Source organism: uncultured Hyphomicrobium sp. (assembly GCF_902826555.1).
Taxonomy (GTDB): domain Bacteria; phylum Pseudomonadota; class Alphaproteobacteria; order Rhizobiales; family Hyphomicrobiaceae; genus Hyphomicrobium_C.
Window position 1 is genome coordinate 1 of the sequence record NZ_CADEFI010000032.1, and the last position, 26,334, is coordinate 26,334.

Annotated in this window: 29 protein-coding genes, 1 other RNA gene and 1 pseudogene; 9 read left to right on the top strand and 22 right to left on the bottom strand. The window is 65.8% G+C overall.

Features of this window, described 5'->3' with window-relative positions:
• The 16 genes and pseudogenes from ftsH to ruvB all read right to left on the bottom strand — a co-directional run.
• Window positions 1-1,207 (bottom strand): ATP-dependent zinc metalloprotease FtsH (ftsH, locus tag QZV93_RS13065; RefSeq protein WP_295559066.1); only part of this gene is annotated, 1,207 nt, incomplete at its 3' end.
• Between the two features lie 165 nt (window positions 1,208-1,372).
• On the bottom strand, window positions 1,373-2,689 hold the full coding sequence (gene tilS / locus QZV93_RS13070; RefSeq protein WP_295559067.1) for a tRNA lysidine(34) synthetase TilS: 1,317 nt from the start codon (window positions 2,687-2,689) through the stop codon (window positions 1,373-1,375).
• A 176-nt stretch (window positions 2,690-2,865) separates the two neighbouring features.
• A complete protein-coding gene (ybgF, locus tag QZV93_RS13075; RefSeq protein ID WP_295559068.1) occupies window positions 2,866-3,975 on the bottom strand; it encodes a tol-pal system protein YbgF in 1,110 nt (369 codons plus the stop codon).
• Between the two features lie 131 nt (window positions 3,976-4,106).
• On the bottom strand, window positions 4,107-5,156 hold the full coding sequence (locus QZV93_RS13080) for an OmpA family protein (RefSeq protein WP_295559097.1): 1,050 nt from the start codon (window positions 5,154-5,156) through the stop codon (window positions 4,107-4,109).
• Window positions 5,157-5,335: 179 nt separating this feature from the next.
• Window positions 5,336-5,845, bottom strand: a complete 510-nt coding sequence (gene pal / locus QZV93_RS13085; protein WP_295559069.1) for a peptidoglycan-associated lipoprotein Pal — start codon at window positions 5,843-5,845, stop codon at window positions 5,336-5,338.
• 458 nt (window positions 5,846-6,303) lie between these two features.
• Window positions 6,304-6,426, bottom strand: a complete 123-nt coding sequence (locus QZV93_RS13090; protein ID WP_291151118.1) for a hypothetical protein — start codon at window positions 6,424-6,426, stop codon at window positions 6,304-6,306.
• Between the two features lie 41 nt (window positions 6,427-6,467).
• Window positions 6,468-6,602 (bottom strand): hypothetical protein, encoded by a 135-nt coding sequence (locus QZV93_RS13095; protein ID WP_280173052.1) that lies wholly within the window; start codon window positions 6,600-6,602, stop codon window positions 6,468-6,470.
• A gap of 274 nt (window positions 6,603-6,876) precedes the next feature.
• A pseudogene (tolB, locus tag QZV93_RS13100) lies at window positions 6,877-8,109 on the bottom strand (Tol-Pal system beta propeller repeat protein TolB); the annotation flags it as partial.
• 358 nt (window positions 8,110-8,467) lie between these two features.
• Window positions 8,468-9,535, bottom strand: coding sequence for a protein TolA (locus QZV93_RS13105; protein ID WP_295559071.1), 1,068 nt, complete (start codon window positions 9,533-9,535; stop codon window positions 8,468-8,470).
• A gap of 231 nt (window positions 9,536-9,766) precedes the next feature.
• The gene (tolR, locus tag QZV93_RS13110; protein ID WP_295559072.1) at window positions 9,767-10,231 is read right to left on the bottom strand and encodes a protein TolR; all 465 of its coding nucleotides are present in this window, start codon (window positions 10,229-10,231) and stop codon (window positions 9,767-9,769) included.
• A 171-nt stretch (window positions 10,232-10,402) separates the two neighbouring features.
• Window positions 10,403-11,116, bottom strand: coding sequence for a protein TolQ (tolQ, locus tag QZV93_RS13115; RefSeq protein ID WP_295559073.1), 714 nt, complete (start codon window positions 11,114-11,116; stop codon window positions 10,403-10,405).
• A gap of 247 nt (window positions 11,117-11,363) precedes the next feature.
• Window positions 11,364-11,690: a YnfA family protein gene (locus QZV93_RS13120; RefSeq protein WP_295559098.1), complete on the bottom strand. Its 327-nt coding sequence runs from the start codon at window positions 11,688-11,690 to the stop codon at window positions 11,364-11,366.
• Window positions 11,687-12,349: a carbonic anhydrase gene (locus QZV93_RS13125; protein ID WP_295559074.1), complete on the bottom strand. Its 663-nt coding sequence runs from the start codon at window positions 12,347-12,349 to the stop codon at window positions 11,687-11,689. Before QZV93_RS13125 ends, QZV93_RS13120 begins: the two co-directional genes overlap by 4 nt.
• A gap of 117 nt (window positions 12,350-12,466) precedes the next feature.
• Complete coding sequence (locus tag QZV93_RS13130; RefSeq protein ID WP_295559075.1) at window positions 12,467-12,958, bottom strand: YbgC/FadM family acyl-CoA thioesterase; 492 nt, start codon at window positions 12,956-12,958, stop codon at window positions 12,467-12,469.
• Between the two features lie 57 nt (window positions 12,959-13,015).
• On the bottom strand, window positions 13,016-13,933 hold the full coding sequence (locus QZV93_RS13135; RefSeq protein WP_295559076.1) for a metallophosphoesterase: 918 nt from the start codon (window positions 13,931-13,933) through the stop codon (window positions 13,016-13,018).
• A 183-nt stretch (window positions 13,934-14,116) separates the two neighbouring features.
• Window positions 14,117-15,154, bottom strand: a complete 1,038-nt coding sequence (gene ruvB, locus QZV93_RS13140; protein WP_295559077.1) for a Holliday junction branch migration DNA helicase RuvB — start codon at window positions 15,152-15,154, stop codon at window positions 14,117-14,119.
• 342 nt (window positions 15,155-15,496) lie between these two features.
• Here ruvB and QZV93_RS13145 point away from each other — a divergent pair, with 342 nt between their 5' ends.
• Window positions 15,497-16,003, top strand: a complete 507-nt coding sequence (locus QZV93_RS13145) for a nucleoside-diphosphate kinase (protein WP_295559078.1) — start codon at window positions 15,497-15,499, stop codon at window positions 16,001-16,003.
• An 18-nt stretch (window positions 16,004-16,021) separates the two neighbouring features.
• Here the strand turns inward: QZV93_RS13145 and QZV93_RS13150 are convergent, their stop codons facing one another.
• Window positions 16,022-16,261 (bottom strand): hypothetical protein, encoded by a 240-nt coding sequence (locus QZV93_RS13150; protein WP_295559079.1) that lies wholly within the window; start codon window positions 16,259-16,261, stop codon window positions 16,022-16,024.
• 284 nt (window positions 16,262-16,545) lie between these two features.
• Complete coding sequence (locus QZV93_RS13155) at window positions 16,546-17,289, bottom strand: SDR family oxidoreductase (RefSeq protein WP_295559080.1); 744 nt, start codon at window positions 17,287-17,289, stop codon at window positions 16,546-16,548.
• Between the two features lie 96 nt (window positions 17,290-17,385).
• Between QZV93_RS13155 and QZV93_RS13160 the strand changes: the two genes are divergently transcribed.
• Complete coding sequence (locus tag QZV93_RS13160) at window positions 17,386-18,294, top strand: AraC family transcriptional regulator (RefSeq protein ID WP_295559081.1); 909 nt, start codon at window positions 17,386-17,388, stop codon at window positions 18,292-18,294.
• Between the two features lie 101 nt (window positions 18,295-18,395).
• Here the strand turns inward: QZV93_RS13160 and ruvA are convergent, their stop codons facing one another.
• The 3 genes from ruvA to QZV93_RS13175 are packed head-to-tail and all read right to left on the bottom strand — an operon-like array spanning window position 18,396 to window position 20,198.
• Complete coding sequence (ruvA, locus tag QZV93_RS13165) at window positions 18,396-19,022, bottom strand: Holliday junction branch migration protein RuvA (protein WP_295559082.1); 627 nt, start codon at window positions 19,020-19,022, stop codon at window positions 18,396-18,398.
• 2 nt (window positions 19,023-19,024) lie between these two features.
• Window positions 19,025-19,549: a crossover junction endodeoxyribonuclease RuvC gene (gene ruvC / locus QZV93_RS13170; RefSeq protein WP_295559083.1), complete on the bottom strand. Its 525-nt coding sequence runs from the start codon at window positions 19,547-19,549 to the stop codon at window positions 19,025-19,027.
• A gap of 55 nt (window positions 19,550-19,604) precedes the next feature.
• Window positions 19,605-20,198 (bottom strand): HdeD family acid-resistance protein, encoded by a 594-nt coding sequence (locus tag QZV93_RS13175; protein ID WP_295559084.1) that lies wholly within the window; start codon window positions 20,196-20,198, stop codon window positions 19,605-19,607.
• 146 nt (window positions 20,199-20,344) lie between these two features.
• Between QZV93_RS13175 and QZV93_RS13180 the strand changes: the two genes are divergently transcribed.
• Window positions 20,345-20,692 (top strand): hypothetical protein, encoded by a 348-nt coding sequence (locus QZV93_RS13180; protein ID WP_295559085.1) that lies wholly within the window; start codon window positions 20,345-20,347, stop codon window positions 20,690-20,692.
• Between the two features lie 89 nt (window positions 20,693-20,781).
• Here QZV93_RS13180 and gap read toward each other — a convergent pair whose 3' ends face one another.
• Window positions 20,782-21,789, bottom strand: coding sequence for a type I glyceraldehyde-3-phosphate dehydrogenase (gene gap / locus QZV93_RS13185; protein WP_295559086.1), 1,008 nt, complete (start codon window positions 21,787-21,789; stop codon window positions 20,782-20,784).
• A 289-nt stretch (window positions 21,790-22,078) separates the two neighbouring features.
• Here gap and QZV93_RS13190 point away from each other — a divergent pair, with 289 nt between their 5' ends.
• From QZV93_RS13190 to QZV93_RS13215, 6 genes are all read left to right on the top strand, one after another.
• Window positions 22,079-22,324, top strand: coding sequence for a hypothetical protein (locus QZV93_RS13190; RefSeq protein ID WP_295559087.1), 246 nt, complete (start codon window positions 22,079-22,081; stop codon window positions 22,322-22,324).
• Between the two features lie 34 nt (window positions 22,325-22,358).
• Window positions 22,359-22,522, top strand: a non-coding RNA gene (ssrS, locus tag QZV93_RS13195) — 6S RNA.
• A 60-nt stretch (window positions 22,523-22,582) separates the two neighbouring features.
• Window positions 22,583-23,170, top strand: coding sequence for a 5-formyltetrahydrofolate cyclo-ligase (locus QZV93_RS13200; protein ID WP_295559088.1), 588 nt, complete (start codon window positions 22,583-22,585; stop codon window positions 23,168-23,170).
• Window positions 23,171-23,195: 25 nt separating this feature from the next.
• Window positions 23,196-24,020: a TIGR00282 family metallophosphoesterase gene (locus QZV93_RS13205; RefSeq protein ID WP_295559089.1), complete on the top strand. Its 825-nt coding sequence runs from the start codon at window positions 23,196-23,198 to the stop codon at window positions 24,018-24,020.
• 286 nt (window positions 24,021-24,306) lie between these two features.
• Complete coding sequence (locus QZV93_RS13210; protein WP_295559090.1) at window positions 24,307-25,056, top strand: YebC/PmpR family DNA-binding transcriptional regulator; 750 nt, start codon at window positions 24,307-24,309, stop codon at window positions 25,054-25,056.
• Window positions 25,057-25,110: 54 nt separating this feature from the next.
• On the top strand, window positions 25,111-26,145 hold the full coding sequence (locus QZV93_RS13215) for a class I fructose-bisphosphate aldolase (RefSeq protein WP_295559091.1): 1,035 nt from the start codon (window positions 25,111-25,113) through the stop codon (window positions 26,143-26,145).
• Window positions 26,146-26,334 lie beyond the last annotated feature (189 nt).

Consider the following 26,334-nt stretch of genomic DNA (forward strand, 5'->3'; position numbering starts at 1 on the left):
GCTCGGCGCCCATCATCACCTTGTCCTTGGCGTCCTCGAACTCGGCCTGCGTCACGAGCCGCTTGTTGCGGCGTGCAGCAAGCAGCGCCGCCTCGTTGACGAGGTTGGCCAGATCAGCGCCCGAGAAACCGGGAGTGCCGCGCGCGATCGTCTTCGCATCCACGTCGGGTGCGATCGGGCTCTTGCGCATATGGACCTTGAGGATCTTCTCGCGCCCGGCGATGTCCGGGTTCGGCACCACGATCTGGCGGTCGAAGCGGCCCGGGCGCAGAAGCGCAGGGTCGAGCACGTCCGGACGGTTGGTGGCGGCGATGATGATGATGCCTTCGTTCGCCTCGAAACCGTCCATCTCGACCAGCAGCTGGTTCAGCGTCTGCTCGCGCTCGTCATTGCCGCCGCCGAGGCCGGCGCCGCGATGACGGCCGACGGCGTCGATTTCGTCGATGAAGATGATGCACGGAGCATTCTTCTTCGCCTGCTCGAACATGTCGCGCACGCGGCTCGCGCCGACACCGACGAACATCTCGACGAAGTCGGAGCCCGAGATGGTGAAGAACGGCACGTTCGCCTCGCCCGCGACCGCACGCGCGATCAGCGTCTTGCCGGTACCCGGAGGGCCGACCAGCAGCGCACCGCGCGGAATGCGCCCGCCGAGCCGCTGGAACTTCTGCGGATCGCGCAGGAACTCGACGATCTCTTCGAGGTCGGCCTTGGCCTCGTCCACGCCGGCGACGTCCTCGAACGTGACGCGGCCCTGCCGCTCGGTCAGCAGCTTCGCGCGGCTCTTGCCGAAGCCCATCGCACGCCCGGAGCCGGACTGCATCTGGCGCATGAAGAACACCCACACCGCGATCAGCAGCAGCATGGGGAACCAATTGAGGATCACGCTGAGGATCGACGGCACGTCCTCGTCCGACGGCCGCGCCTTGAACTTCACGTCCTTGGCCTTGAGCCGCTCGACAAGCGTCGTGTCGGCGGGCGCGTAGCTCGTGAACGGCGTGGCGTTGTCGCGCATGGTGCCGTAGATGCGATTTCCGGCCAGCGTCACCTCCGCAACCGTGCCCGCGTCCACCGCGTTGAGGAAATCGGAGTAGCTGATCTCGCTCCCGCGCCGGCTCTGCGCCGGGTTGTTGAACAGGTTGAAGAGCGCGGCCAGCAGCACGAAGACGGCCACCCAGATCGCAAGCTTCTGAAAATTCGGATTCATCTGTTTTCCCGAGAGGGCCGTAGCGCCGATGGCGACGCCGGCGAGGATCCGCGTCTAACTGGGACTTAAGATAGGTGTCACGTCCCGGTTTGCCAAGTTTTATGGCCCGGCGTGAACAACAACCGGAGCCGCGGCATACTCGACTGGCGAACCACGATAAAAATCTTACCGCGACTCGCGTTTGAGCCCCAGAAATACGGCGTGGAACCGGTCATCGCTGGGTTTTGCTCCGGCGAGGTTCGGCACCGCAAGCAGCTGCCCGCCGGACCAGAGCGACGGCAGCCCCGCAGCAGCCCGTGCCGGTGGGCGATCTTTGAGCGCCAGACCACCCCTCAGGGTTGCATAGGCGGCGAGTCCCAACGGGCGCACGACCACCGCCTCCGAGGCCGCGTGGTCGCCCTCGCTCGCATCGTATTTGACCCGAAATCGCCAGTCCCACACCACCTCCTCGCCGGGCAGGAGGGCAAGCTCGGAAAGGGTGTGATGCGCCGGCTCCCGGTAAAGGCGAAGCTTGGTGTGCCCCTGTGACACGATACATCCGCCGAGCGTCTGCACCGTCGGCCGCCCGCGCGCCAGCGCCGCGACCACGGCTTCGATCTGCGACAGCTGTGCCGGCTTCGCCTGCCCGCCGAACGCCCCCAGCAGGCGCGCCAGAAGACGCACGCGGATGTCCTCCGGCTCGCCCTCCCAGGCCGGCCGGTCGAGCGAGGCATAGACGCCGCCATGACTTTGCACGAGCGCCTCCAGCCGCGCGTCCGTCACGCGTTCCAGCGCCTCACGCGATCGCGTCAGCCGCGCCGCGGCGAGCGCGATCTTGTCGTTGGAAAGGCCGAGCGCCGAGAGGTGATCGGAAGCTGCTCTGAGCCGCACGCGCTCGAAATCGAGCCGCTCGTTGGAGGGATCGTCGAGCCACGTGCCACCGCGCTCCGTCAATGTCGCCGCCAGCAACGCCTTCGACAGTCCGAGCAGCGGCCGTACGAGCTGCACGGAGGCATCGGGCAGCAACGGCCGCGACGGAGCCATTCCAGCGAGCCCGTCGAGTCCGCTGCCGCGCCCAAGCCGCATGATGAGCGTTTCGGCTTGATCGTCCGCCGTGTGTGCCGTCACCACGGCAGTGGGAGCGCCGTCGGCAGGCTTTACGCTCCGCGCGTGCGCGACCAGCAGCGCGTAGCGCGCCTCCCGGGCCTTGGCCTGCAAGGCCGACCCGGGCTTCACGCCGCCCCAGACCAATGTCGCATGCTGAAATCCGAGGGCCTTCGCCCGCTCGGCGACCCACGCCGCCTCGCGCGCCGAGCCCGCCCTCAAGCCGTGATCGACGGTGGCCACATCGACAGCCAGCCCCGGCGGCTTGGCCGAGGCGAGCCATTGCGAGACGAGAACCATCAACGCCACGCTGTCCGAGCCGCCCGAGACCGCGAGCACCGCACGGCCGAAGGGCGCCAGTAGCGTGCCGAACAAGGCATCGAGATCGTGATCCTGCACGGCCGGCTTGTCCTAGGCTGTGAAGTCGCTTCGCACCGACTGCGGCACCGACGTCCCTGCGTCAATGCCCGTCCAATAATGACTTTCAGCCTGGATTCGATCCCGCGCCGCCCGCCGCAGACCACGTTCGAGGCCTTGCCCGAGCCCCGTCAGAGTCGAAGCCGCCCCACGGACCGCTAGGGACACCCTATTCTCTGCCGCTCGCTGTCGGCTTTCGCCTTGAGCTGCGAGGGGGCGTTCTGAAACTTGGCAACGCCGCGCAGTGCCGTGCACGCGTCCTGACGTTTGCCGAGCTGAGCCAACGACATGCCCCGCTTCAGCTGCGCATCGGCCGCCTTGTTGCTGCTGCCGTAGGCCGAGACGACGAGATCGAAGGCTTCGGCCGCGTCGGCGTAGTTCTTCTGCGCGTAATGCGTTTCGCCGAGCCAGAAAAGTGCGTTCGCCGCCTGCGGATCTTTCGGATAGAGCCGCAGGAAGTCTCGGAACCCCGCCTGGGCAGCGCCGAAATCCTGCTGCAGCATGTGTCCGAGTGCCGTGTCGTAGAGCTGCTTCGGACTGCCGCCCGCGCCAGGATCCACCGCCGCGAGCTGATCGCCGGGGGCCGGCGGCAACGACTCCGAGCCGTAGGTGGATGGCGGAGCCGGCATGGTCGTGGCACTCGGCGGAGCCGCACCGTAGTCCTGGCCGCGCGGCACCGGCGGCGCCCCCTGCGCTGGCGCGTTTCCGACGCTGTCGTTGGGATGGCCGAACGCCGCTGAGGGATCGGCGCTATCGGATGTCACCGTTGTGGAGCCGAAACGGCTCGTCTGCGGCGCATCATCGCCGAAGCCCGCGCCACCCGCGTCCGAGCGGCGCTGCGCGCCTGCGCGAACCTCGGCGGCAAGCTGCTCCACCTGCGCCGTCAAAGCGCGGATCTGTGTCTCGAGGCTATCGAGACGGCCCTGATCTCCGGCACCGAACCCGCCGCCTGCTTCCGACCGCGCCGGTGCCGACGACACCGCGCCACCGGTCCTCGCCAGCGACTCGAGCGTTCCGATCACGACCTGCAGATCGAGAAGCTGGCCCTCGAGCTGCTCGACGCGTTCGCGCAGGCCGGCCGAATCCCCTCCGCCTGCCGTGGGCGCCGCGCCCTTCGGCGCCTTGCCCTGCGTTGATTTGACTGCCGGCAGTTGCTCGCTCTCGACGCCCTGCGCCGATACGGCGCCGGCACACCACGCGAACGCCAGCAGCGAGCCCGCCACCACCGCCGCGGCGCGACGTCCCGACAGGAGCGAGAAAGAATGCATGGGCGAACCGCCCTCCTTCATTGGACCCACCTCGTCGTCACCATAGGCCCTGCGCAATGCGAAAACTATGCGCGAGATTCCACTCGCCGCGCCATTGAAACCCTATGCCGCACCGGGCCGGCCCGAACCGTTCACTGAGTTGACGGCACATTCGATGAACCAGATGCACCCTGCACGCGCCGCGCCGGCCGCGTTTCCGCTTCGACTCGGCGCGTGAGAAGGATCGTCACCGCACGCCGGTTCTGCGCCAGGCACTCAGGCGCCGCACAGTCCGACACGCGGTCCTCGCGGCCTCGCCCATAAGCCAGGACGCGCTCGTCCTCCACACCCTCCGCGATCAACCGGTCGCGGACCGCTGTCGCACGCTCATCCGAAAGCCGCTGCATCTCGGTATCGGGCATCGACCCGTCGTCGGCAAAGCCTTCGACCGCGACGTAGAGCTCGGGATAGCGTTTCAGGAAACGCGCTTGAGACTGGATGACGCCCCGCGCGCGCGCGCCGAGATCGACGCTCCCTGCGCTGAAAAACACCCGGTCGCCCGCGTCCGACAGGAACTCGCCATCGAGTGCAGGAGACACGCGGGCCTGATGCAGAGCCGCGCGCGACGGCTGCAGAGCGACACCGGGCTCGGCTGGCTTCGACCGGGCATCCGCTTCGGCCACCCACGGCAGGGCACCGGTATCGCTCGCTGCCGGCGCCGCGGCCTCGGCACCCGCGCGATAGATCCGCCCCAGATGCTGGCGTGCAGCTCCCGCACGCGGACTATTGGGCGCCTCGGCAATAAGCCGCTCGAACAGGCGCTGTGCTTCGTCGCGCCGTCCGCCTTCGAGCGCCGCCGTCGCGTTTTGATAGAGGGACTCTGCGGCCGTCTCGCGCGAAGGCGCCGATTCCCAGCCCTGAAAAAACCAACGGCCGCTGCCGTCGTCTCCGCTGTCACGCCGGCGCTCCGGCACGCCCGCCGGCGGCTCTACGACAGAAAACCCATCGTGCGGCGAGCCCACAGGCGGAGAACCGAGTGTGAATGTTCCGATGGGGACTTCACGCGCGCCCGCCGCCGGATCCTGGGCCGACGCAGCGGTCGATCCGAGCATCTGCAGGACGCCGCAAGCGGCGAGCCCCGCGACAGCGAGCGCTAAAACACGCCCCGCCGTCGAACAGTCCCTCGCACGTCCCGTGCGCATGGTCGGCACCTTCGTCTCCCGTCTGCGTTCGGACGCACCAAACGCCGATGTCGTTGGGAAAAGCTGTGACCCCGCAATACGGCTAAACTTTGCCGTGTATCGGCCGGAAGACGGGCATTCCTGCGTCCCCCGGAAGAAGGACTGCGAAGGCATCGGCTATAGGCTGAGAGCGAGGGGCCTTAGGAGGCGACCCGACTGTTGAGCACCGTCTGCGCACGCCGATTCTGCGACCAGCACGAGATATCGTTGCAGACCGCAACCGGCCGTTCCTTGCCGTAGGAGATCGTGCGCACGCGATTGGCCGCCACCCCGTTCTGCGCCAGGAAGTTGCGAACCGACGTCGCTCGCCGGGCACCGAGCGCGATATTGTACTCGCGCGTGCCGCGCTCGTCCGCGTGGCCCTCGATGGTGATGGTGAACTGCGGATACTGCCTCAGCCACTGCGCCTGCTTCTGCAGCGTGGTCTGCGCCTCAGGTGTGAGATCCGTGCTGTCCGACGAGAAGTAGACAAGGTCGCCGACGTTCACGCTGAAGTCGCGACTCGTGCCGGGCGTAATGGGGCCCTTGCCGTCGGGGCCGAGCCCCGCATTGGCATCGTTCTGATTGTTGGCGCATCCGCCGAGGGCCACAGCCGTGACGAGAAGCAGCAAAGCGCATGTGAAGCCCGAGGCCCGAAAAACAGGCGCCATCAAATCATCCTTTCGTAGGCTCTACGGCGGCGATCCGCTCACCGGAGCCAAATAACTCCCCTTAGGGACCTGATACCCGAGCCAAAGTACGAAAATGTGGCCGTTTCCTCTGTGCGGCATAGATCCGCAGAGATCGACCTTTTCGCGACGCCCCAAGTGCTTACCCGGCGATTCCTCTGGCGCCACCGTACCCCTTACGGAATTGAGCAGACGATTCTAACCGCTCGCGCGGCTGTCGTCCCCGAAGGCACTCGCCGCGAAAATGAGCGATCCGGCCCGAGGCAGCAAGCGCGAATGTGACGATGGCAAAATAGCCTGGGGAAAGCGCGCCGTAGCCGAGCCAATGCCGATTCGATCGGGCGCTGAAAAACGAAAAGAGCTGTCGCAGCATTCGCCACGACAGCTCTAATCTTTCAAGTCGACCTGGACGAGGTCCAGGCTAGACTTTCAATTCGCTATTAGCGAACGTCGGCAACAGCCGGAACGTCAGCGCCGAGCTTGAGCGGAGCAGCCTCTTCACGACGGCAAGCGCCGAGAGCGACAGCAACGATAGCGGCAGCGAGAACGATAGCGCCCTTCATGGTAGTATCTCCTGTTGTGTCCCAAAGTGAAATTTCGGACGTTAGCGAGCCACTTCCGTGGCAGTCGGAACCTCGGCGCCGAGCTTCAGCGGTGCCGCTTCTTCACGACGGCAAGCGCCGAGTGCAACAGCGACGACGGCAGCCGAGAGAACGATCAGCCCCTTCACACCCTGCATGGTCTTTTCTCCTGATGCTTGTTCGGCAACGAGCCGAATATTTGGGTACCGGCATGGCTTGATTTGATCAAGAACTGAGGGCTCCGAAGCACTGTTTTCCCCCCTCGTAGATGCGAAAATGCCACGCCGTTGTTCACGCTCCACTGCCCTCTGGCGCGCACGGGCGTCACATCAGGAAGCGATTGACTCCCAACGTGAAAACGCCCCCGCCTTCGCGTTGAGGAGCTGATGCAAGAATACGCTCCGCGCAGTTAACGAGCGGTAAAGCTCCGTGTCAGTTCAGAAGCGGAGACCAGGCCGGGTCGGAGCCGTAGGACGGCGTGCTCACGACTCGTTCGTTGTAGCCCGTGAGATCGACCGAGTAGATTCGCGGCCCACCTTCCTCGCCCTGGCTCTCGCGGAAGAACATGAGCACGCGCCCGTTGGGCGCCCAGGTGGGCCCTTCATTGTGGTACCCCTCGGTAAGAATACGCTCTCCCGACCCATCGGGGCGCACGACGCCGATCAGGAATCGCCCGGCGAGTTGCTTGGTAAAGGCGATGTAGTCGCCGCGCGGCGACCAAACGGGCGTCGAGTAGCGGCCGTCGCCCAGGCTGATCCGGCGCGCGCTCCCGCCGCTGGAGCCCATGACGTAGAGCTGCTGGGTACCCTCGCGATCGGACTCGAAAACGATCTCGCGCCCGTCGGGCGAAAAGCTCGGGCTGGTGTCGAGAGCGCCGGATTTCGTGAGCTGCCGCGACTGGCGCGTCCTCAGATCCATCACGAAGATATTGGAATCGGCACCGTCCTGCAGGCTCATGATCACGCTCTGCCCGTCGGGCGAGAAGCGCGGCGCGAATGTCATGCCCGGAAACTCGCCGACCGCCTCCGTCTTCCCGTTCTGAAGGTTCATGAGGAAGACTTCAGGCTGGTCCTTCGTGTACGCCATGTAGGCGATTTCGCTCGCGACCGGATTGAATCTCGGCGTCAACACCAACTGCTGGCCCTGCGTGAGCAGGCGCACGTTCGCGCCGTCCTGATCCATGATCGCAAGCCGCTTCACGCGCTTCGCCTTGGGGCCCGTCTCGTCGACGAACACCACGCGCGTGTCGAAGTAGCCCTTCTCGCCCGTGAGCCGCTCGTAGACCTGATCGGCGACCAGATGTCCGACACGCCGCCAGTTCTGCGCCCCGGTGGTGAACCGCTGCCCCGCGAGCTGCTTGCCGCTGGTGACGTCCCAAAGCCGGAACTCGGATGTGAGCTTTCCATCGGCGCCGCGCACGACCCGCCCCACGGCGAGCGCCTCGGCACCGATTTGCCGCCAATCCGGAAAGCGCGGCAACGCGTTGACGTCCCTGATGTCTTCCAGATAGGAGGCCGGATCGAGCGGCTGGAACAGCCCTGAGCGCTCGAGATCCGCCATCAGCACCTGCGCAACGTCCTGGGCGAGCTTCGGATCATCGCCCGTAAATGGGGGAATGGCGATCGGGATCGGCGCCACGACACCCTGGCGCTGCGTGCCGCGGAGACCATCGGAGCTGAACCCATCCTGGCCGCCGCCCTGGTAGCCGGCACCGCCGGGAGCCCCGCCGCCCCCTCTGAGGTCGCCGCCTCCACCGCCGCTCGGAGCAGGCGGAGGCACGTCGTAGCCCTGTTGGCGCAACTGATCGCCGAAGCTCCCGCCTCCGCCGCCACCCGCGGGCGGGCGATAGGCATCATCGACCTGAGCCAGTGCCGGCACCGTCACCATGGCGGCAGCAGCCATCACCAGCGCCGCGCCGAGCATCGAGAGGAAAGCCCGCGCCATGCGTTGCCGCGTGCGCCCGGAATGAGAAAGCATGCGAATACCGGTCATTGTCCTCATCATCGATGCTGGCCCGAACGCTTTACAGCATTTCACGCGGATCGAAATCCCAGATGATTGATTTCCAGGCCCAGTACTTGTCGGGCGGAAGCGAAAACGGCGAGCAGGCCTTGACGGCCCGCACCGCAGCTTCGGCGGCTATCTGATAGACGGGGCCGGATTGCGGCGCCTCGAGCGCCGGCTCGCCATCGAGCGTGCCATCCGCCATGAGCCGCCAGCGGAGCGTGACCACCATGGTCTCGATGCCGCCGCCGCCGCCCGGCAGCTTCCAGCACTGCCGCAACTGGGCGCTGATCTGGCTGCGCAACAGATCCTGCTCGCGCACCGAAAGCACGGGCGCATCGCCTTCGCGGGCCCCCGCCGTCGGGCCGGTGTAATCGGTCGGATTCTGCGGTTGGGTCGCCGAGTTCGGCGCCCCCTTGCGGGTCGGATCCTTGTCGAGAAGAGCGGCCAGGCGATCGGCCTCCTGCTGCTTCTTCTTTTTTTCCTCTTCCTTGCGCTTCTGCTCGGCGAGCTTCTTTTTACGCTCTTTCTCTTTTTGCTCGGCCTTGCGTTTTTCCTCGGCCTTCTTTTTCTCTTCCTCGTCCTTTTTCTTTTTTTCCTCTTGCGTCTTCTGCTGCGCTTCCGCCGCGCTCAGCTCCTCGGCTTTCTTCTCCTCTTCGATCTTCTTCAGCTCGTCAGGCGTCGGCCCAGGCGGCGGCTGCTCGACCGGCAGCGCGGCGAGCTTCTCGGCGATCGGGTCCTTCTTCGGCTCTTCCTTCGGCGGCTCGGGCGGAGGTGCTTCAACCTTCTTCTCTTCGACCGGCGGCGGAGCCGGCTCGACGGGCAGCTCCGGAGCCACGACAGGCTTCGGCTTCTCGGCCTCGAGTTTCGACACCTCGGGCTTCGGCTCGTCCTTGGCCTTCGCCTCGAGCTCGGTTGCCGTCTCGCTGCCCTTCTTGAGCGCAAGCAGGTCCGACGGCGTGATGAGCGCGACCGTGATCGGCTCCGGCTCCGGCGGCTTCAGCGGCGGCGTATTGAGCATGGCGAGGTACATCCACAGAAGGGCCCCGCCATGCAAAAGGATGGAAACGGTCAGTCCGAACGGCACGGCCAGACCTCACCGTCAAAGACTTCGTCATTGCGCAGCCGGGCCCGCGCAGGTGCGCCCGCCGCCAACGATGCCACGGGGCCGGCGCTCATCCGCGTCTCGCGCGCTCGCCTGTGCTGCACCATGCCTTCGTCCTCGCACTCGCCGTGAGCCGACACGGCGCCGGCGAGCCTCCTGACTGCATCCGCTTCGCACCCCCTGATGGGCCGAAGCACCGATCGCCGGCCTCGTCTATTGGGGGGCAGCCGCCCCTCCCTCGACCTCGGTCACCAGCGACACTTTCTTAAATCCGCCGGCACTGATGCGGCCCATGACCAGCATCACCTGCCCGTATGTGATCCCCTTGTCGCCACGCACAAAGATCTGCTCGTCGACGCCGTTCTTGGCAATGGCCTTGAGTTTCTCGGCGATCTCGTCGAGCCCGACCTTCGTCTCGCCGATGAAAACATCCCCGTTGGACGAAACCGAGATGGTGAGCGGCTCATGATTGCTTTCGAGCTGTTTTCCCTGCGATTGCGGCAGCTCGATCGGCACGCCGACCGTCAACAGCGGGGCCGCCACCATGAAGATGATGAGCAGCACGAGCATCACGTCCACCATCGGCGTGACGTTGATCTCGCTCATGGGAGCGTGCCCGCGGCCGCGCCGGCTTCTGCGCCGGCCGCCGCCACCCCCGGCTTTGATGCTCATGCCCATCTAGTGTCCCGGTTCCGAAGTTCGCTTGAGTTTGCGGCTAGGTCCCAGAGCGAACTTCGGAATCACAAGAGACACTAGAATCATGGACTTGCTCGTGTGATCGAGATCGAGAATTTCGCTCGGGACGAGACCGCTTGTTATGGCGAATTTCTCGATCATCATACGAGGCCGTCAGCTCCGGACGTCGATCTGGCGCGAAACGATGGCGGCGAACTCGTCTGCAAAAGCTTCGAGCCGCTGATTGATCTGGGCCGAGTCGGCGGAGAACTTGTTGTAGAAGACCACCGCCGGGATGGCGGCCATCAGGCCGAGCGCCGTCGCGAACAAGGCTTCCGCGATGCCGGGCGCGACCACGGCCAGGTTGGTGTTCTTCGAGACCGCGATAGCCTGGAAGCTCGTCATGATGCCCCAAACCGTGCCGAACAGTCCGACGAACGGTGCCGTCGAGCCCACCGTGGCGAGAAACAGGAGTCGCCTATCGAGCCGCTCCATCTCGCGGCTGATGGTGACGTCCATCACCTTTTCGACGCGAAGCTGGATGCCGCCGAGCGCGCGGATGTTGCCCTCGACGGAGCGCTTCCACTCGCGCATGGCCGCCACGAACAGCGCCGCCATGGTGATCGTGTGACCGCGCGACAGGCCGTTGTAGAGCTCGTCGAGCGATTGGCCTGACCAGAACGTCTGCTCGAAGCGGTCCGCCTCGATGCGCGCGCGGCGGAACGCGATCAGCTTCTCGATGATGATCGCCCACGACCAGATCGAGGCGAGGCCGAGGCCGGCCATCACGAACTGGACGGTTGGCGAGGCCTGCAGAAAGAGTTCGATGAAGGAGACGCCATGCGCCTGGGGCGCAAGGGCCTGTTGGGTCACATCAGCCGGATTCATGAGCTACAACCGTCTCTCGAGGCTTGGACCATGATCGCGTCGGAGCCAAATCCTCCGAAGCGTGACTCATCGGTCTCGATAAAGAATGGGCGGCCGAGTGCCCGAATTGATGTGTTTGCCGAATCGGCAACCGCGCCCCCCTGGCGGACTGCAACGTGCACTGGCGCGCACGGACCATCAAGGTCCTTGTTGCCGCGCAATATGACCAAACAAGGGCTGACAACGCTGGCCGAAAGGCCGTTGGTCCTCAAACGGATCGGGGTCCGTAGAGAATGAGCAGCGCGCCGAGCACGCACACCGCCCCGCCCGCCACGTCCCAGCGGTCGGGCCGCGTCCCCTCGAACGCCCAGAGCCAGGCGAGCGACGCCACGATGTAGATGCCGCCGTAGGCCGCATACGCCCGCCCCGCGAACTCGCTGTCGATCCGCGTCAGCAGCCAGGCGAACGCCACCAGCGCCGCCACCCCCGGGATCAGCCACAGCGCCGAGGCGCCCTGCCGGGCCCAGGCCCAGAAGGCGAAGCAGCCCGCGATCTCGCAAAGCGCCGTCAGCGTGAAAATGCCGATCGTCGTCATGAACCCGCCGTTTCGAGCAATCCGCGCCACGCGCCCGTCTTTGGGTCGTAGGCCTGGATCTCGCCCGCCTCCATGTCGTAGAGCCAGCCGTGGATGCCGACACGTCCTTCGGCAACACCCCTGGCCACGATCTCGTACGTCATGAGGTTGTCGAGCTGGAACTGGATATGCGCGCGGATCGTCGCCAGGCTGCGCTCCTCCTCCGGCACACGCGCCGCCGCCACCAGCTCGTGCGCCCGGCGCGTGTACTCGACCCAGCGCCCGAGGTGGGCTTCCTCGTCGGGCGGGATCGGTTCGGCCAGCGCCTGGATGCCGCCGCAGCCCGTATGTCCGCACACCACGATGTCGTCGATGCCGAGGTGCGCGAGCCCGTACTCGATCGCCGCCCCCACCGCCTCGTCCGCGGCCCAGGCCGGCGGCACGCAGTTGGCGATGTTGCGCACTTCGAACAACTCGCCGGGATCGGCCTGTGTGATCTGCGACGGCACCACGCGGCTATCGCAGCAGCCGATCCACAGCAGCCGCGGCTTCTGCTTCTTGGTGGCGAGGCTCTTGTAGAAAGCCTTGTCGCGTTCGAACTCGAGGCGGAAGCGCTCGTGCCCCTGCATCGCGTCCTTGATGTCGAGATCGATCCCGCTTCCGTCTTTCGCGGTCGTCATGGCGCCCCCCGGCAAAATTGAGCCCGGCATCATCCCCGGATGCCCGCACCTTGTCTATGCGCCTCAGATGACAGGCCCGTTGCCAAAAGTCGCGCGCGAGCGGGGCTTTTCCGCAGCTCAACCGGCCGCTTTGCCCATGTCCGCGCCCTCGAAGGCGCTCCTGACCGCCGTTGAAAGCCGCAGCGGCTTGCCGGAAACCGCCACCAGAACCACGGTCACCTCGGCTTCGAACACGCGCTTCTCGCCGTTGAGAACCGCCTGCAGCAGCGTCACGCTGGCCCCGCCGAGCTCCTTGACGCGCGTCTCGACGATCAGCACGTCGTCCATGCGCGCAGGACGCAGAAAATCGCAGTTCATGCGCCGCACGACGAAGGCCGCGGGCTCATGGCTTGCCGAGCCGTCGATGAGCCGGCGCGAGTCGGTTCCGAGCAGCCGCAGGAAATCCGTGCGCCCGCGCTCGCACCATCGGATGTACGACGCGTGGTAGGCGATGCCGCCGGCGTCCGTGTCCTCGAAATAGACGCGCACCGGCAGAATGTGCCGGCGCCCGCTCTCGTCGTCGATGATGCGGCCGGCGAGATCCGGCCAGGCGTCTTGTGTCTGGCTCATGACGGTGAATGGCTTCCGATCTGGATGATGCTCTCGTGTCCGCCGCGCACCGTAACGTCAAGCGACATTGTGCCCGGACTCGACGGTAACCAGCAGGATTTCCGGCGGCGCCCCGAACCGGATCGGCAACGTCGAGCAGCCGAGCCCCGCCGACACGATGAGGTTGCGGCCGTCCTCGACGATATGCCCATAGCGATAGCGCTGGCCGTACTTGGACGGAATGAGCGGCGCATAGCCGGCAATGGTCACCTGCCCGCCGTGCGTGTGGCCCGCGAGCGTGAGCGCCACCCGCCGCGGCACCTCCGGAAAGATGTCCGGCTCGTGAACCATCAGGATCACCGGAGCATCGTCCGTGACCTTCTCGAGCGTGGCCGGGAGATCGTCCACGCCGTCGAAATCCTCGTTGCGCGTCTTCGCCTCCCAGAACGCCCACTGATCGCCGAGACCTGCGAGCCAGAACGGCACTCCGTCCTTCTCCAGGCGCACCGCGTCGTTCTCGTAGACGGAGATGCCCGCCGCCTCGAGCGCAATTCGGGATTTGATCGGACCGCTGCGCCGCTCCTGCGCCGCCATGTCGTCCCACCAATCATGATTGCCGAGCACCGCATGAACGCCGAGCGGCGCCTCGAGCCCGGCCAGCACGGCGGCCCAGTCCTCGTGCTTGACCTCCCGGCTCCACCCGCCCATGCGCCCGCCGCGCACGTAGTCGCCGAGCAGCAGCACCGCGTCCGGCGCCAGCGCGTTGGTGCGCGCCACGATGCGCCGCAACCGTTCGACGCTGAGCCACGGATCGCACACATGCAGATCCGTGAGCACGGCGAGGCGCAGCGAGAGCCCGCCCGGCCAGTCCGGCGGAGAGACCGAATAACGCGTTACGCCCACGCGCAATGGCTCCGCAAACACGTAGCCGCCGAGGCTCAGGGAGCCGACGCCCGCCAGCGCGAGCACCTTCAAAATCTGTCTGCGTGAAAGCACGACCACTTCCGTGACAAAACCGTTGAGCAGATGAGCATTGAAAAATGACCATACGGGCGCGGCGCGTACGATTTCGGCGACGACAATCCGCCCACCACCGATCCGACGGGAAGCCTAAGTTCCCTTTTTGATTAAAACATAAGACAATTCACCACGCCGCGGGCCCGATGGCCTTCGCCGCGGCTACTCCTCGTCCGTCTCCAGAGGCAGCTCCGGGCTCGCCGCGCGCGCCGGCCCCGAAAGCCCGAGGTGACGGAAGGCCTTGAGGGTCAAAACGCGGCCCCGCGGCGTCCGCCCGATAAACCCCTGCTGCAGCAAATAAGGCTCGACGATCTCCTCCAGCGCATCGCGCGGCTCGGAAAGCGCCGCTGCCAGGGTCTCGATGCCCACCGGGCCGCCCTCGTAAGTGCCGGCGATGCAGGTCAGATAGCGATGATCGAGCGCATCGAGCCCGGCTTCGTCCACCTCAAGCGCGCGCAGCGCCACATCCGCCACGCGCGCGTCGATGATCTCCGCACCCGACACGGCGGCGAAGTCGCGCACGCGGCGGAGCAGTCGTCCCGCGATGCGCGGCGTGCCCCGCGCGCGCCGCGCGATCTCCTTCGCCCCGTCCGGCGCGATCGGCGCGCCGAGCACGCGGGCCCCGCGCGTCACCACGCTCTCCAGCTCCTCGACCGTATAGAAATTGAGCCGAACGGGAATGCCGAAGCGGTCGCGCAACGGCGTCGTCAGTAGGCCGAGCCGCGTCGTCGCGCCGACGAGCGTGAACTTCGCGAGATCGATCCTCACCGAGCGCGCCGCCGGCCCCTCGCCGATGATGAGGTCGAGCTGAAAGTCCTCGAGCGCTGGATAGAGGATCTCCTCCACCGCCGGATTGAGGCGATGGATCTCGTCGATGAACAGCACGTCGCGCTCTTCGAGGTTGGTGAGCAGCGCCGCGAGATCGCCCGCCTTCGAGATCACCGGCCCGGACGTCGCCCGGAATCCGACGCCGAGCTCCTTGGCCACGATCTGCGCCAGCGTCGTCTTGCCCAGACCCGGCGGGCCGGCGAACAGCACGTGATCGAGCGCATCCCCGCGCGTCTTCGCCGCCTCGATGAAGACGCGAAGATTGGCGCGTGCCTGCTCCTGGCCCACGAATTCGGAGAGCGAGCGCGGCCGGATCGATGCCTCGTAGGCATCCGCCTCACGCTTCGCCCCGCTGATGAGGCGGTCGGTCATGTTTTGTTCCTGACCGTGTTCGCCGCCGTCGTCAAGCGCAGGACCGCAACACGCAACGGGCGCCGCAGCCCGCCGCGGCGTAAGGGCCCGCCCGGGCGATGAATCACCGAGGGGCTCACCGGCGTCCAAACACGAAAAAATCTGTTACGCTTCTCACTCCGAGGAACCATTCGAGCTTCGCTGACAAATGGCCAGCTCTCTCAAAGACCGCGCAGGTCAGCTGATCGCAGGCCTATAGCCCTGGCTCGGCGGTCCACTGGCCGAGCCAGGGACAGATCCGTTTTGCCCTATCTGGACCCCTTCGCCACGGCCGCACGTCCGGCCCGTGGGACGGAGCTTGCGATGACATTTCACGAATGCCAACTGACCGCCAAGGACTTCACCTACCTCCAGACGCTCCTTGCCTCCAAGGACTGCGCCGAGCCCTATCTGCATCTCCTGCGTGAGAAGCTCGGCAGCGCCACGCTGCTGCTCGATCACACGATCGACCGCCGCATCGCCACCATCGATAGCCGGGTCGAGTTCAGCATCGGCGGCGCGTTCATGGAGCATCGCGTTCTGACGCGCGACGAGCAGGGCGCGACGCCCGGTCTGTCCCTTCCCGTCACGACGCTGCGTGGACTGGCGTTGTTGGGGTTGAGGGAGCACGAGGTCTTTCGGCTGCGCAAAGCCGACGGTACCCGCGAAGCCATTCGCCTGATCAAAGTTGCCTATCAGCCCGAGGCCGCCCGGATGGCGCGGACGGCGACCGTCGTTCCGTTCCAGCCGCGCTGGAGGAAAGAGCTGACCGGCGCCGACGGCGCAGGCTCGGATCCGGCGGGCGACGATCCCGGACCGGGCGCGGCCTGACGAAAAGGCGGCAGCCCGCTAGCCGCGGCAGACGACCCGCCCGAAGATCAGCGCGATGGCCGGCGGCATGGCCGCAAGCAGGCCATACATCAGCGCGTGCTTGGTCGTGGCCGCGCGCAGCGCCTCGATCGTCGCCGGATCGGAAGCCGACATGTCGAGCGGCACGTGCGGCGCGGTCGTATAGCCGAAATAGGCGACGACGCCGGTCCAGATCAGCGACAACCCGAGCCACACCGGAAACGAGAATACCTTACACATCGTCACCTCCAGAAAAGGAGCGCGAACGTGCATTGATGACCTTCGGCATGTCAAGATCACCGGCAGAAAGCAGCTGGATCACGAACCTCCCGCACCACCGGGTGATGCCCGACACGGGGCCATGAGCAGACATGCATCGTTGCACGCGCCCGCCCGTTGCCCCGTGTGCCTCGTTCCAATAGCGGTCTACCCATCGCTTCGGGCACCCGGCGCGAACGCGGCCACATCGCCCGTCCGCAACCGAAATGAAAGCTGACGCTTTGATGGGGACAGAAGCCGCGGGCTTAGGCGACGCGCGCCAGCGCCTCAGCGTCAGGGCCCGCCGGGTATCTCAGCTGCGCGGACATATCGTTTGCTGCGCGCCAAACGACTTCCGCCACGTCGCGCTCCGTGGTGACCGCGGTCGGCTGTCCGAAGGCCGTGAGTATTGAGTGAGCGTAAGACGCATAGGCTTCAGGGATCGTCGCCTCGATCGGCGTTTGAACGTTCTGGGTGAAACGGGTCGACGGGCCATAACCCGGCTCGACCAGCTTGACGCGGATGCCAAAGCCATCGAGTTCATGCGCGAGCGACCCGGTAAAGCCTTCGATGGCCGTCTTGCTCGCCGTATAGGCCGCGACCAGCGGCATCGGGGCCAGCGTGGCGCTCGACGTCACATTCACGATCACGCCCGAACCGCGCGCACGGAACTGCGGGAGAACGGCTTGCGTCGTCGCCATCACACCGAACGTGTTGGTCTCGAACAGCTTGCGTACAACCGACATGGGGGTCGCCTCGAACGCTCCGAACATGCCGATGCCGGCGTTGTTGACGAGCACGTCGATAGGACCGCTGGCTTCGAGAGCGGCGGCAATACTTTGTGGCTGCGTGACGTCGAGCGCCAGCACGCGCAGTCGGTCGGCTGGCGGCAGAATTTCTTCGCGGGGGGTGCGCATCGTCGCGATGACGCTCCAGCCCTGAGCGTGGAAGTGGCGCGCCGTCTCCAGGCCATAGCCCGAGGAGCATCCGGTAATCAGCACGGTTTTCATCGTCGTCCCTCCTGGTTTGAACGACGCGGACGATATACGGCGCCTTCCGGACGATCTGCGATTGATCGTCCGGATTTCGTTTGCTAGCGTCCTGAAATGATCGATCCTCTTTCAGAAGTCATCGCGCTGCTGCGGCCTCGCACCGTCCTCTCCAAGATCATAAGCGGCGCTGGCCGCTGGGCTGTGCGCTATTCCGATTTCGGCCAACCGAGCTTCTGCACCGTGCTCGACGGGAGCTGCCGTCTCACCGTCGAAGGACAGGAGTCCCTGACGCTCGAAGCCGGAGATTTCCTGCTCCTGCCAAAGACGCCCGGCTTCACCATGTCGGGATTCATGCCGGCTTCGGCGAAGCACATCGATCCTAAGGTGTCGCCGGCTCCAACGAACGAGGTGCGTCATGGTACGCCTGATGGCGATCCTGACGTGCGGCTGCTCGGCGGATCGTTCGCCTTTGACTCGAAGGACGCCGATCTCCTGATATCGTTGCTGCCTGCACTGGTGCACGTGCGTGGGGTGCAACGGCTATCCACGCTCGTGCATCTCGTCCGAGATGAGGCAACTGCCGAGAGACCCGGTCGCGATCTTGTCCTGGGGCGCCTCGTCGAGGTTATGCTGATCGAGGCGCTGCGAACGATCCAAGGTGAAGCTGCACCCGCTGGGCTCTTGCGTGGCCTCGGCGACGCACGCCTTGCGATTGCGATACGGGAGATGCATGCCGATCCCGCGCACACCTGGACCGTCGAGCAGCTTGCTAAGAAGGCTGCTCTCTCGCGCTCGGTGTTCTTTGATCGCTTTACACGCGCGGTCGGCGTCCCGCCGATGGAGTATCTCCTCTGTTGGCGCATGGCCCTTGCCAAGGATCTCCTGCGCGAACAGGATATCAGCCTCGCCGAGGTTGCAGAGCGCATTGGCTATAGTTCCGCGAGTACATTCAGCACGGCGTTCAGCCGATGTGTCGGGCAGGCTCCAGGCCGCTTTGCACGAGAGCGAATTGTAGAAGATTGACATCGGCAGCGGCCAGGTGCCGAGCCGAATACTTGCTTCGTCCGGCGTGCTCAGAGGTTCGCTGCAGGTCATAGCCACCGAGCGCACACGCGCCTGAGCCCCTACCGCGCCAGCTCCTTCAGGCCGCGCCGGATGAGCTTCGCCGTATCCGCATCCGCGCCGAGCTCCTTGATCGCCGCCGCGACGGCCGCAGAGGCCTGCGCCGGATTGTAGCCGAGGTTGGTGAGCGCCGAGATGGCTTCCGCCGTGGCCAATCCTTCAGGCGGAATCTCGGCTCCCGCAATGCCGCCCGGGCCCTGAACCGGCACATGAAGACCTGCCACCGACAACGCTGGCGCCTTGTCCTTGAGCTCGGCCACGATGCGCTGCGCAAGCTTCTTGCCGACGCCCGGCGCCTGCTCCACCGCCGCCCAGTTGCCGAGCGCGATGGCGTTGGCGAGATCCTGCGTCGACAGCACGCCGAGCACGCCCAGCGCTACCTTTGAACCTACGCCCTGCACGTTCTGCAGCGTGCGGAACCAGCTGCGTTCGACCTCGCTCTGAAAGCCGAACAGACGGATCGCATCTTCGCGCACGTGCGTGTCGATGGTGAACGTCACCGTTTCGCCGAGCTTGAGGTTCCGGAGCGTGCGGGCCGACAGCTGCACCTCGTACCCGACACCGCCGACATCGACGATCGCGTGCGCTTCGCCGATGGCGTCGACCTTTCCCTTGAGTTGCCCGATCATCGCTAGACGCCTTCCTTCAGCACCCGCTTCGCCAGCGCCGCCGCCCCGCGATGGCTGGCATGACAGATGGCGATGGCGAGCGCATCCGCCTCGTCTGCGCTCTCGAAGCGCGCTTTGGGGAGCAGGAAGCCGATCATGGCCTGGATCTGATGTTTATCGGCGTGCCCCGCGCCGACGACCGCCTTCTTGATCAGGTTCGGCTGATATTCGGCGATGCTGAGGCCCCGCATGGCCGGCGCGAGCAGCGCCATGCCGCGCGCCTGCCCGAGCTTCAAGGTCGCCCGCGGATTCTCGTTGACGAACGTCTCTTCGACCGCCGCCTCGCTGGCCCCGCAGGAAGCAATGACGCTCGAAAGTCCCTCGAACAGCTCCCGCAGCCGGTAAGCGAGATCTTCGTCCGAGGTCGAGGTGATGAGTCCGGACGAGACGTACGTCAGCCGGACGCCATCGGTCTCGATGACGCCCCACCCCGTGCGCCTGAGCCCCGGATCGATGCCGATGATGCGAACCTGTCTCTCTCCCCGCATGCGTCTCGCATACCACGGGCAGGACTGATTCGTCGTCATGGCGCCGGGCGCGAGCCTAGAGTCGCACCTCCGCATGCTTGCGCAGCCTGAGGCCGAAAAGGATCAGGAGCGCCCCGTACATGATCGCGAACGCGCCGATCACCAGCACCATGGCCAATGCGCCCGCCCCCGGCCACGCCGCGAGCAGAACGCCGAACGCAACCGACAGCACGCCGCTCGCGATCAGAAGCCATTCGTCGTCGATCTCGTGCCGGAGCTTGATGGCACCGATGATCTGCAGCACGCCGGTCGCGATCGCCCAGCCGGCGATGAAGAGCAAGAGCACCAGCGCCGTGATCTGCGGCCACACCGCCGTCAAAACGCCGGCCAGAATGCCGAACACGCCGACCAGCACCAGCCACCATCGTGGCACCGGCGATCCGCCGCGGATCGCCGCCGCGATGGCCAGCACGCCATCGGCAAAGGCAAACGCGCCGTAGAGAAAGATAAGCGTGATCAGCGTGATGCCCGGCCAGATGAAGGCCAGAACCCCGAACACGACGGCCAGCACGCCGCGCAGGACGATGAGCCACCAGTTCCGGGCCAGAGCATCGAGCATCGGACGCATCCGCACGCTGCCCGGAGGATAGACGTTGGGTGTTGCTTGCATGGGTCACGCTCCTTGTCGCCCGAAGCCACGCGTTCCCCCCTTCCATCAGTGTAGTCCCGCAGACGGCGCCGTCCACAACGACGACAACATTGCGGTTACGAATGCGCTCACGTAAGACCGTTCACCTTAACTGAGGCGAGGGGGCCATGACCTTTCCGACCGAGCTCGGCAGCAACGAATGGATGATGATCTGGGGCGCCGTCGTCGCGCTCCTTGCCGTCATCATCATGTGGCGCGTATCCCGCTACGACCTCGCCGGCGCGGCGTTCGACAGCGCCTGGCAGGTCGCCCGCGGCAAGCGCTCGGCCGAGAGCCCGACCGCACTCGAGGAAAAGTACAACGAGATCGCCCGCGAAGCGTCCGTCACCGGTAAGGCCCGCCGTGCGGCCGGCACCGTCATCGGCCACTTCGCAGCCAAGGTTCTGAACCTCGTCGCCATGCTGATGCTGCTCGGCGGAGCTGGCCTGATCGCCCTCGGCTACTTCTGGCGCTGATCGTTCTTGAACGAAGAAGGCTCCCGCGAGGGAGCCTTCCGCAAACCCAAAAAGGACGCGCCGTTACGCGCTACACGCGCCCGGGCAGGCTAGATCAGCTTGCCCATGGCGACGGCCGTGTCGGCCATGCGGTTCGAGAACCCCCACTCGTTGTCGTACCAGGAAAGAACGCGCACCAGCGTGCCGTCCATCACCTTGGTCTGGTCGAGATGGAAGATCGACGAGCGCGGATCGTGGTTGAAGTCCGAGGACACGTTCGGCTGGTCGGTGACGCCGAGGATGCCCTTGAGCGCCTGCGCCGCCGCTGCCTTCACGCCGGCATTGATCTCGTCCTTGGTCGTCTCGTGCTTGGCGATGAACTTGAAGTCCACCACCGAGACGTTGGGCGTCGGCACGCGGATGGAGGTACCGTCGAGCTTGCCGTTGAGCTCCGGCAGCACGAGACCGACGGCCTTTGCCGCACCCGTCGTCGTCGGGATCATCGACAGCGCCGCCGCGCGGGCGCGATAGAGGTCCTTGTGCAGCGTATCGAGCGTCGGCTGGTCGCCCGTGTAGCTGTGAATGGTTGTCATGAAGCCCTTCTCTATGCCGACGAGGTCGTGCAGCACCTTGGCCACCGGCGCCAGGCAGTTCGTCGTGCACGACGCGTTGGAAACCACCAGGTGATCCTTCGTCAGCTTCTCGTGATTGACGCCGTAGACGACGGTGAGGTCGGCCCCGTCGGCGGGAGCCGAGACGAGCACGCGCTTGGCACCGGCCGCGAGGTGGGCTGCGGCCTTCTCCTTGCTGGTGAAGATGCCCGTGCACTCGAGGGCGATCTCGACGCCCAATTCCTTGTGCGGCAGCTCCGCGGGGTTTTTCACCGCCGTGACCTTGATCGGCCCGCGCCCCAGGTCGAGGCTGTCGCCCTTGACGGTCACCTCGCCCGGAAACCGTCCGTGCACGCTGTCGAAGCGGAGAAGGTGCGCATTTGTCTCCACCGGGCCGAGATCATTGATCGCCACCACCTCGATGTCAGTCCGGCCCGACTCGTAGATCGCGCGCAGCACGTTGCGGCCGATGCGGCCAAATCCGTTGATCGCGACCTTGAGAGCCATAGGCAGTTCCTCCAATCGATGGGCAGGTTTCTGTTGGGCGGGATGACGCAATCTACGGCGCAGAGTGCCGTTTGGACCGCCGAGCGGGCGCCATTAAGTTTGGCAGCGCCGGGGCTGTCAATCCTGCGCTGAGCCACACCCTGTTGCGCGCCGGAAAGTGATCCTCGTTTTGTGACGCCGGCACCGGGTGATTTCTTGCACCGCGGCATGAGATTTCCTATGCTGACGGCTGCATGCACACCGTTGAGGGCGACGGTTGCAGGTCTGCGAGGAGGGGTTGGGTCAGCTCATGGCTCAGCGGACAAAAGAGAAGGTTAAGCGTCCCGCCAGTCGCCTGAAAGAGCCGACCACCGCGGCTCCGGGCACTGCGGACCAGCGTATCAAGGCGCTGGAGCAGGAGCGCGACGGCTTGAAGGGCGAGCTCGAGGCGGCGAACCAACGCATCGCCGCGCTCGAGGAAAGCCGCAGCCTGGTTGCGAGCCGCATCGATTGGGTCATCGAGTCGCTCTCGGGCGTTGTCGATAGACGCGAGTGAGCCCTCGCTTTTTGGCACCCCGCGCATTATCTTAGCCCCGCTGCGGGGTTCGTCAGGAACACATGAATCTCCAGGGCCTATAAGATCTGCCTGGGAGCTGTCCCTGGCCGGGGCCGTGGCCCCGGACATATGGCGCCCACCTTACATTTGTAGGGACCCGGCGAGATCAACCGTTCCAACGGCCACCGCGGCACTTTCCTTCCGTGCTGCTCTGTCCCGCATCCGTGGCGATGCGGTTAGAAAGATTTTCACTCGGCCATGTCCACGGACGATTTGAAGAAGGCCATGCGCCGGGAGGCCAAGGCAGCGCGGAGCACGGCGTTCGCGCGCCTTGGCGCAGGCGCGGCGCAAGAGATCGCACGGCACGGTATCGGCTTCGCCCGGCGCCCGGCCCCTGCAATCGTCTCCGGGTTCCTGTCCATCGGCGAGGAGATCGACCCCACTCCCCTCATGCAGCGCCTGCTCGGCGAAGGCTACCGCCTTTGCCTGCCGGTGATGGAAGGCAAGGCACGCCCGCTCGTCTTCCGTGCCTGGTCGCCCGGCGATCCGCTCGCCGAAACCACATGGGGCATCCGCGAGCCGCTGCCCGAGGCCCCCGTGCTGGACCCCGATATCGTGCTCGGCCCCCTGCTGGCCTTCGACGCGCAGGGCTACCGGCTCGGCTACGGCGGCGGCTTCTACGACCGCACGTTGGCCCGTCTGCGCGCGCTGAAACCCATCGTTTCCATCGGCATCGCCTTCGACGAGCAGAAGGTCGACGCCGTTCCCCATGTCGACTATGACGAACGCCTGGATTGGGTGCTGACCCCCGCCGGGCCCCTCGAATGCGGCAAAGACGCAGGATGAAACCAAGCAACGAAGTCAGGAGCTGATGCGTCTTCTCTTTCTCGGCGACATCGTCGGACGCGCCGGCCGCAAGGCGGCTGTCGAAGCCATTCCGCGCCTGCGCGAGCGCTTCAAGCTCGATTTCCTCGTCATCAACGGCGAGAACGCCGCCGGCGGCTTCGGCATCACCGAAGCCATTCACCTTGAGCTGATCGATGCCGGCGCCGACGCCGTCACGCTCGGCAACCACGCCTTCGACCAGAAGGACACCCTGGTCTTCATCGAGCGTCAGGACCGCCTGATCCGGCCTCTCAATTTTCCGCCCGGCACGCCGGGCCGCGGCGCCGGCCTGTTCAAGGCGAAAAACGGCGCCGACGTGCTCGTCATCAACGCCATGGGCCGCGTCTTCATGAGCGAGATCGACTGCCCCTTCCGCGCCATCGACCGCGAGATCACCGCATGCGGGCTCAAAACCGGCGCCGATGTCATCCTCGTCGACTTCCACGCCGAGGCGACGAGCGAGAAGCAGGCCCTGGGACTCTTCCTTGACGGGCGCGTTTCCGTCGTTGTCGGCACACATACTCACACGCCGACCAGCGACGAGCGCATTCTGGCTGGTGGCACGGCCTACATGTCGGACGCCGGCATGTGCGGCGACTACAATTCCGTGCTCGGCATGGATCCCGACGAACCGATCAACCGTTTCCTCACTCGCCTGCCGCGCGAGCGTTTCGAGCCCGCGCTCGGTCCCGCCACGGTCTCGGGTCTCGCCGTCGAGATCGACGACAGGACAGGCCTCGCCACGCGCGTCAAAAGTTTGCGGCTCGGTGGCGTTTTGGAGCCGACCGAGCCGCTGTTTTGGGTAGAGTGAGAGAAGTATGGCAACCGCTCGAGGAAAGGCTTTGCCCAGCCCTCGGCGCAATGGTGAGACCTGCTCACCCTGGTCCGCAATTGGGCGATAGCGGCATCCCCCGAGACTAGGCGATTCTGCGCCCCCTCGCGAGGCCCCTTGGACAGGCCTAAAGCACCATCGAACCCCGAAAAATAGGCGTTTTTGCCGGGCGAGGGGGGTTGACCGGCACGAGGCCGCCCCGCATTAAATCGGACCGAAGCTGCCCAGGGGCAGCCCCCCACCTCGAAACCGCTTCGGAACACCCATGGCCGGCCACTCAGCGTTCAAGAACATCATGCACAAGAAGGGCCGCAAGGACGCGGCCCGCGCCAAGATGTTCGCCAAGTTCGCCCGAGAGATCACCGTCGCTGCGAAGTCCGGAATGCCGGACCCGGCCATGAACCCGCGCCTCCGCCTCGCCATCCAGACCGCGCGCGCCGAGAACATGCCGAAGGACAATATCGAGCGTGCCATCAAGAAGGCATTGGGCGGAGACAGCGAGGCCTACGAGACAATCCGCTACGAAGGCTACGCTCCGGGTGGCGTGGCCGTCATCGCCGAGGCCCTGACCGACAACCGCAACCGCACCGGCGGCGCCGTGCGCGCCGTCTTCACCAAGTACGGCGGCAACCTCGCCGCCACCGGCGCCGTCGCACACATGTTCCAGCACGTGGGCGAGATCCGCTTCAAGCCGGGCGTCGGCTCCCCCGACGCGGTGCTCGAAGCCGCCATCGAGACCGGCGCCGACGATGCTCAATCCGACGACACCGGCCACATCGTGACCTGCTCGTTCGACAGCCTCGGCACCGTAGCCGGCGCACTCGAGGAAAAGCTCGGCGAGCCGGACAGCGTCAAAGCGGTTTGGAAGCCGAGCCTCACCACGGAAGTGGACGAGGACAACGCCGAGAGCATCATGAAGCTCATTGCCGCCCTCGAGGACGACGACGACGTCCAGAACGTCTTCGCGAACTTCGAGGTCTCGGAGGACGTTCTGAAGAAGCTGACAGCCGCCTGAACGCAGAAGCGCGGCGCCATATCGCAACCTTTCACATCGATGGGACCAGATGCCATGACCGAGAAGCTCGAAGATATTGCCCAAGCCATGGTGGCGCCCGGCAAGGGCATCCTCGCCGCCGACGAAAGCTCGGGCACCATCAAGAAGCGCTTCGACAGCATCAGCTTGACCTCGACCGAGGACGCACGCCGCGACTATCGCGAGATGCTGTTCCGCGCCAACGACGCCATGAAGAACTATGTCTCCGGCGTCATCCTCTACGACGAGACCATCCGCCAGAAGGCCAAGGACGGCACCACCCTGGTCGACGTCATGAAGGCCGCCGGTTCCATTCCCGGCATCAAGGTCGACACCGGCGCCAAGCCGCTCGCCGGCCCCACGTCGAAGATCGAAACCATCACCGAAGGCCTCGACGGCCTCCGCGAGCGCCTCGCCGACTACTACGCGCTCGGCGCCCGGTTCGCGAAGTGGCGCGCCGTCATCACCATCGCCGACGGCCTCCCCACCTGGAACTGCGTCAAGGCCAACGCACATGCCCTCGCCCGCTATGCGGTGCTCTGCCAGGAAGCCGGCATCGTTCCGATCGTCGAGCCCGAAGTGCTGATGGACGGACCCCATTCCGCCCATGACATCGACGAGTGCTATCGCGTCACCGAGTGGACGCTGCGCACGGTCTTCCGCGAGCTCTACGACGCACGCGTCTCGCTCGAGGGCATGGTGCTGAAGCCCAACATGGTCATCGCCGGCCAGAAGAGCGCCCGCCAGTCCTCGCCTGAAGAGGTTGCAGAGAAAACCCTCCGCTGTCTCAAGGCCACGGTGCCCGCGTCCGTGCCCGGCATCGCCTTCCTCTCCGGCGGACAATCCGACGAGGCGGCAACCCAGCACCTCTCGCTGATGAATGCGGCCGGCAATCTGCCGTGGGCGCTGACCTTCTCCTACGGGCGCGCGCTTCAGGCAGCGGCGCTTAAGGCCTGGGGCGGCAAGCCGGAGAACGTGGCAGCCGGCCAGCGCGCCTTCGCGCACCGCGCGCGCATGAACAGCCTCGCCGCGCTCGGCAAGTGGGACGCCAAGCAAGAGAAGGCCGCCTGACACCTGCGCCTTATTCTCGGAAAGAGCTATCTCTCGGATTTTTTTCGGGATTTTTCGCACGCACCGCGGAACAACATCGCCGCTGACGCGTTGTCTCGTTGGGCCCGGTGCGGAGCGCCGCGCGGCAACGCGAGCGTGTCCCTGCACACCGACCGACCGGAATGGGCCCCAACGTTACAGTCTTCGGCC